Source organism: Acidovorax sp. CCYZU-2555 (assembly GCF_018413525.1).
Classification (GTDB): Bacteria; Pseudomonadota; Gammaproteobacteria; order Burkholderiales; family Burkholderiaceae_C; genus Comamonas.
On record NZ_JAHCDD010000139.1, the window covers coordinates 1 to 6,218 of the forward strand.

A 6,218-nucleotide genomic window follows, 5' to 3' on the forward strand; every position below is an offset into this window, starting at 1 on the left:
TTCGCTGACGAAGTGGTGCAGCCGGCGCAGTTCGCGCGACGCATGCTCGACGGCGCTGATGCGGCGTGCGAGAAAGTCGCCGCCGGTGCTGGCCGCAGGCTGCATCATCGGCAGGCCTTTTTGCAGGTCCTGCATTTCGAGGCCCAGGAAGTGGGCCGCGGCGTTCAGGCGCCGCCAGCTCCACAGCGGATAGATCAGTGCCAGCGCCGTCAGTGCGGCCGCGGGCGCGAACTGCACGCCGAACGCCAGCGGCGCGAGCGCCGCGGCCAGCAGTGTCAGGCCCAGCAGGCCCGCGCAGACTGCCAGCGCCGAAGACGGGCCCAGCACCGCGAGGCCCAGCAGGGCGAGCAGCACGGGAAACGCATTGAACAGCCGATTGGCCCAGGGCGAGGCGGGCTGCAGAGGGCGGTGCTGCAGCGTGTCGTTGAGCACATGGGCCAGCATGTCCACATTGGGCAACTGCCGCAGGCCCGTGCCCGAAGGCGGTGAAAAACCCGGGCCCAGGCCGGTGGCCGTGGCGCCGATCAGCACGTACTTGCCGCGAAACGCCGCGGCCGGAATCGCGCCGCGCAGCACATCGATATAGGAATAACGCGTGAATGCCGGCTGGGGCTTGGCGTAGCGAATGATCTCGCGCTGCTGGCGCTGCCAGTTGGCATCGGCGGCGGCGGCCGTATCCGCGGCGGCCTCGGCCTGGGGCGCGCACAGCGGCGTCGCGGGCTCGACCATGCAATGCATGGCCAGCGCCAGATGCGGCCAGGTCTTGCCTGGCGGGCCCTGGCGCGCGTAATAGCTGCGCGCCACGCCGTCGCTGTCGACCTGCACGTGCACATGGCCCAGCGCGGCGGCGCTGTGCACCAGCGCGTCCATGGGCAAGTCGGCGGGATGGCGCGCGCCGGGATTGCTGCGCACGACGGGCAGCACCACGCGCGCGCTGCGCGCGACGGCGCGCGCCAGCATCAGGTCGTCGCCAGGGTAGTCGAGGTCTTCTTCGCTGAACAGGATGTCCATGCCTATCGCCAGCGGCGGTTGCGGCGAGAGTTGCTCGAGCAATTGCGCGTGCAGCGCACGCCGCCAGGGCCAGCGGCCGATCGCGGCAATGCTCGCGTCGTCGATGGCAATGATGACGATCTCGGGCGACGCCTGGGGCTGGTTCAGGCCCGTGGCGATGTCTTGCACGATGGCATTGAAGCGCACGAAATGCCCGGGTCCGCCGAGCCACAGCACCAGCGCGAAGATCGCCGCGGCCAGCGCCGCCCATTCAAGGCGCTGCCATTGAAAGCGGCGACGGGCGGGGGCGGCGGGCGGCAAGGTGCGGGGCTTTACTGGCGATGCAGCGGCAGATCGGTGCCGGTGCGCAGGCTTGCGCCCGAGCCATCGCGCACGGTGTTGCCGGCGGCGAATTCGCGGGGCGCGGAGAAGCGGCTGCGCAGTCCGTTGCTGTCGATGATCTGCAACTGCACGTAGTAGCGGCCCGGAGGCAGCGCGCTCGCGGCCCAGCGCGGCTCCTGCAGCACGGCGTCATGCTGTACGGCGTTGAACGCCAGATCGCTGGCGACCATCAGCCGGAAGCTTTGGCCCGGCTGGCCCGGCCAGCTCAACTGCGTGCTGTCATTTTGCATGCCAAGGACCAGGTCGTTGGCGCGCATTTCCGGCGGCGGCGTGGCCACGGTGAATGCCTGGCCCGCGGCAAACGGTCCCTGGTCGGCGGCGTCGGTAGGCGTGCTGCGTATGCTGGCCGCGCGCCACTGGTAGGCGCCCGCGGGCAGTGCCGCGACAGACAACTGGCATTCGCCGTCGACGCGCGAATCGAGCAGCGGCGACGCAAAACCCGCGCTGCCCGCGACCTGGATGCGATAGGCGACGGCGCCGGGCACGGTCGTGCATTGCAGCGCGCCCGCGCCTTGTGCGATCACGCCCGCGGCGACCGGCGACTGATAGAGCGGCGGCACGGGCTGTGATTTGATGCGTATGCTGCGCTGTGCCAGCCGCCCGGGAATGCCCTGGGCGTCGATCGCGCGCAGCGCGAGAAAGTAGTTGCCGTCGTCCAGCGCTGCGAAGCGCTGCTGCGTGGTGTCACTCGCGGCGCTGCGCAGCACCTGGCTGAACTGCGCGTCGCGTGCCACCTGCAGCTGGTAGCGCTGGGCACCGGCAATCGCCGGCCAGAGGATGTCCAGCCAATGCGCATCTTCGAAGCGTTCCGGCAGCGCGCTCAGATCGGGCGCGGGCAGCAGCGCGCTGGGCACGCCCACGCCCGCTTCGGCGGTCACGGCCAGGCCCTGGCCTGCATCGAGCACAGTCATCTGCCGGGTGTTCGGGGCAGCGCTGGCGACGGCCACCGAACCTTCATCCACGGCGGTGATGGTGCGGCCAGTGGCATCGGCCTGCACATTGAAGCGCGTGCCGCGCACGCTGGTCGAAGCCACGGGCGTGCGGATCTCGAAGCGGCGCTGGCTTGCGGGCTGGGGCGTGACCGAGGCATCGAGCGCGCCCGACTGCAGCTCGAGCACCGATTGCAGGCTGCCCGCGCGGCCGCGCCGGCGCATCTGCTGCAGTTGCACGTCCGATTGGGCCTGCACGCGCACCAGCGAGCCGTCGGCCAGGCGCACGGAGACGAAGGAATTGGCGTCGAGCTGCAGATGGTCGCCTTCCTGCAGCACTTCACCGGCCTGCACATTGCGCCGCTGCGCCGCGGCCGGCGCCTGACTGTCGCTGCTGCGGCGCGCGGGCGTGATCGCCACGGCCGAGCCGCGCACGTATTCGACCGACGCGGTGGCCATCTGCAGCAGGCGGTCGGGAAAGCGCAGCGTGAAGCCCGGCTGCAGGTGCAGCGGGTTGCTGACGCGATTGAACGACTGCAGTTCGGGCCACAGGCGGTGGTCGCCCAGATACTGGCGCGCGATCTGCTCGAGCGTGTCGCCCGGCGCGACGCGGTGGGCAATCAGCCCGTCGACCATCAGTGGTGTGGCTTGTACGCTGGCGCTGAATCCGCAGGCGAACAGCAGGACGGCAAGAGCAGGTGCGGCGGGGCGACATGTCATCATGAATGGAGCGTTCCGGGGCACAGGGCCAAAAGGGCGGGGCCGATTTCAGGCGCCGCGGTCAGGAGGCAGGCGGGGCGTCGCGCGCGTCCAGGCGGTAACCATAGCCATAAATGGCCGAGATCGTGTAGCACTGGCCCGGGCGCAGGTTCAGCAACTGGCGCAGGCGTGAAATATGGGTGTCCAGCGTGCGCGACAGCACTTCGGCGCTGTGGCCCCAGACGGCGTCGCGCAGGTGGTCGCGCGACATCAGCCGGCCCTGGTTCTGGAACAGCAATTTGGCCAGCGCGAACTCGCGGTGGGTCAGCTCGACCGGCTGCTGGTTGAATTCCAGCGACTGGGTCGAGGAAGTGAAGCGGTAGGGGCCGAACGCCTGCACATCTTCGTCGCTGTCGGGATAGGCGCGGCGCAGCAAGGCGTGAATGCGGGCGCTGAGTTCGCCCATGCGCACCGGCTTGACCATGAAGTCGTCGGCGCCGCTGCCCAGGCCGGAGACGATGTCGCTTTCTTCGCTGCGGTGGGTGATGAAGAGGATCGGTATTTCATTGCCGATCTGTTCGCGCACCCATTGCACCACCTGCGGACCCGACGTGTCGGGCAGCTCCCAGTCGACGATCAGCAGGTCGAAACTTTCGCGCCGCATTTCCTGCATCAGCGAATTGCCGGTGGCGTGCGTGCGGCAGACATGGCCGGCGCCCTGCACGACCTGCTGCACCATTTCCAGGTACAGCGGGTCATCATCCAAGACAGCTATTCGGCGCATCTTCGCTCCTTTTCATGGCTTCACATCGGCTTGCAACGCCTTCAGGCGTTGGCCGCGGCCAGCAGTTGATCGAGTGCCTCGTTGACTTCGTCCTGGCCCACGCCCTCGACGGGTGTCAGGCGCGCAGCCAGTTCTGCCAAGGCGGCCTGGCCCTGCTGCTGCAGGCGCGCAATGCTTTGCCCGGCTTCCTTGGGCGCGTCGAAGGCCGTGCTTTGCAGCAGCAACTGGCCCGAAGCCGAGACCAGCTTGAAGTAGAACTTGCCGTCGGCTTCGCGATATTGCTTGAACTGGGGCAGGGCCGACTTCTGCGCCTTGGCGGCTTGCGGCGCCTGGGTCTGCGCCAGGCTGCGCAGGCCCACGGCTTCGCGCAGCTGCCGCGTGAACGGCGTGGCGAGCGCGCGCGCGCGCTCGCCGCCGGCGCGCAGAATTTTCTCGATCTGCGCCGGGTCGGCCATCAGGCTTTCATAGCGCGCACGCATGGGTGCGATTTCCTGGTCCAGGCGTTCGAAGACCCGCTGCTTGGCATCGCCCCAGGCAATGCCCTGCGCGTACTGCGCGGCCAGCGCCGCGGTTTCTTCTGGCGAGGCAAAGGCCTGGAACAGCTGGAACAGCGCCGAACCTTCGGTTTCCTTGGGCTCGCCGGGCGCGCGCGAGTCGGTGGTGATGGCGTTGATCAGCTTGCGCAACTGCTCGCGCGGCGTGAACAGCGCAATGGTGTTGTTGTAGCTCTTGCTCATCTTGCGGCCGTCGAGGCCGGGCAAGGTGGCGACGTTGTCGTCGATCACCACTTCGGGCAGCACCAGCAGCTCGCCGTAGAGGTGGTTGAAGCTCGAGGCGATGTCGCGCGCCATTTCCAGATGCTGGACCTGGTCGCGGCCCACGGGCACCTTGTTCGCCTTGAACATCAGGATGTCGGCGGCCATCAGCACCGGGTACATGAACAGGCCGGCCGTGACATCGGCGTCGACGTCATTGCCCGCGGCCACGTTCTTGTCGACCGAAGCCTTGTAGGCATGGGCGCGGTTGAGCACGCCCTTGCCCGTGACGCAGGTCAGCAGCCAGCACAGCTCGGTGATTTCCGGCACGTCGGACTGGCGGTAGAGCATGACCTTTTCCGGGTCCAGGCCCGCGGCCAGCCAGCTCGCGGCAATCTCCAGCGTCGAGCGCTGCAGGCGCTGCGGGTCGGCGCCCTTGATCAGGCCGTGGTAGTCGGCCAGGAAGTAGAAGCTCTGCACGTCGTCGCGCTGGCTCGACTGCACGGCCGGGCGGATGGCGCCCACATAGTTGCCCAGATGGGGGGTGCCCGAAGGTGTGATGCCGGTGAGAAATCGGGTAGTAGCCATGGAAAAAACCAATATGTCGCAATAAACAAAAACGGGGCGCTCAGCGCAGCAGCGCGAGCAGCGGTGTCAGCAGCAGGTCGATGGCGCTGTAGCCCAGCGTCATCAGCGGGCGCAGCCAGATGGTGCCGACGACGCCCATGACCACCAGGGCCAGCACGATGAAGAAGCCGAACGGCTCGATGCGTGCCACCTGGTTGGCGAGCTTCCAGGGCAGCAGGCCCACCAGGATGCGGCCGCCGTCGAGCGGTGGCAGCGGAAACAGGTTGAAGGCCCACATCACCAGGTTGACCAGAATGCCGGCGCGCGCCATTTCGACGAAGAAGCGCTCCTGCACGCCGTTGGTCACGAGCAGCACCAGCACGATGGCCCAGACAATGGCCTGGAAGAAGTTCGATGCCGGCCCGGCGAGCGCGACCCAGATCATGTCGCGCTTGGGGTTGCGCAGATTGCCGAACTGCACCGGCACGGGCTTGGCGTAGCCGAACAGGAACGCGCCCGAAGTCGCGAAGTACAGCATCAGCGGCATCAGGATGGTGCCGACAGGATCGATGTGCTTGAGCGGATTGAGCGTGATGCGTCCGAGCATGTGCGCGGTGTTGTCTCCGAAGTAACGCGCGGCATAACCATGGGCGGCCTCATGTACCGTGATGGCGAACAGCACGGGGAGGGCATAGATGAGTACGGTTTGAATGAGTTCTGAGAAGTCCACGCGATGATTGTCTCAGACCCGCGCCTTTCACGTGCGGTCGGGTTCGACTGCGGGCATGTCCGGAGCGCCGAATTGTCAATTTGTTGCAAAATGCAATTGGATCTGCGCCTTTCGCGTTGTCTGGCAGGTCCATTCCATAACTAAATACAACACCAGAGACAGTTGCGCCTGGCGCAGAAAGAGGCAGAAATGGGATTCGGCAGCTGGAAGATTGGCACGCGGTTGGTGATCGCCTTTGGCGGCATCTGCGCGTTGATGGCGGCGATGATGGTGGTGGTGGCCTGGTCGCTTGCGGGCGCCGAGCGCGCGCTCGAAGCCGGTGGAGCGACCGATGTGGCACAGGCCGCCGTGCAGCAGGTGCG

General features: G+C 67.3%; 5 protein-coding genes. All 5 read right to left on the minus strand.

Annotated elements, in window-relative coordinates:
* A partial coding sequence (locus tag KHY18_RS26600) for a CHASE2 domain-containing protein (RefSeq protein WP_213307379.1) occupies window positions 1–1,311 on the minus strand: 1,311 nt, incomplete at its 3' end.
* Window positions 1,312–1,322: 11 nt separating this feature from the next.
* Complete coding sequence (locus tag KHY18_RS26605) at window positions 1,323–3,044, minus strand: FecR family protein (RefSeq protein ID WP_213307381.1); 1,722 nt, start codon at window positions 3,042–3,044, stop codon at window positions 1,323–1,325.
* Window positions 3,045–3,102: 58 nt separating this feature from the next.
* Window positions 3,103–3,804, minus strand: coding sequence for a response regulator transcription factor (locus KHY18_RS26610; RefSeq protein WP_213307383.1), 702 nt, complete (start codon window positions 3,802–3,804; stop codon window positions 3,103–3,105).
* A gap of 41 nt (window positions 3,805–3,845) precedes the next feature.
* Window positions 3,846–5,147 (minus strand): tryptophan--tRNA ligase, encoded by a 1,302-nt coding sequence (locus tag KHY18_RS26615; RefSeq protein WP_213307385.1) that lies wholly within the window; start codon window positions 5,145–5,147, stop codon window positions 3,846–3,848.
* A 40-nt stretch (window positions 5,148–5,187) separates the two neighbouring features.
* Entirely contained in the window at window positions 5,188–5,856 is a 669-nt protein-coding gene (locus tag KHY18_RS26620) for a site-2 protease family protein (RefSeq protein ID WP_213307387.1), read from the minus strand.
* Between the last annotated feature and the right edge of the window lie 362 nt (window positions 5,857–6,218).

Excerpts from the sequence above, each read along its gene's own strand:
- KHY18_RS26615 (WP_213307385.1), bottom strand. The coding sequence starts at position 5,147 with ATGGCTACTACCCGATTTCTCACCGGCATCACACCTTCGGGCACCCCC.
- KHY18_RS26610 (WP_213307383.1), bottom strand. The coding sequence starts at position 3,804 with ATGCGCCGAATAGCTGTCTTGGATGATGACCCGCTGTACCTGGAAATG.
- KHY18_RS26605 (WP_213307381.1), bottom strand. The coding sequence starts at position 3,044 with ATGATGACATGTCGCCCCGCCGCACCTGCTCTTGCCGTCCTGCTGTTC.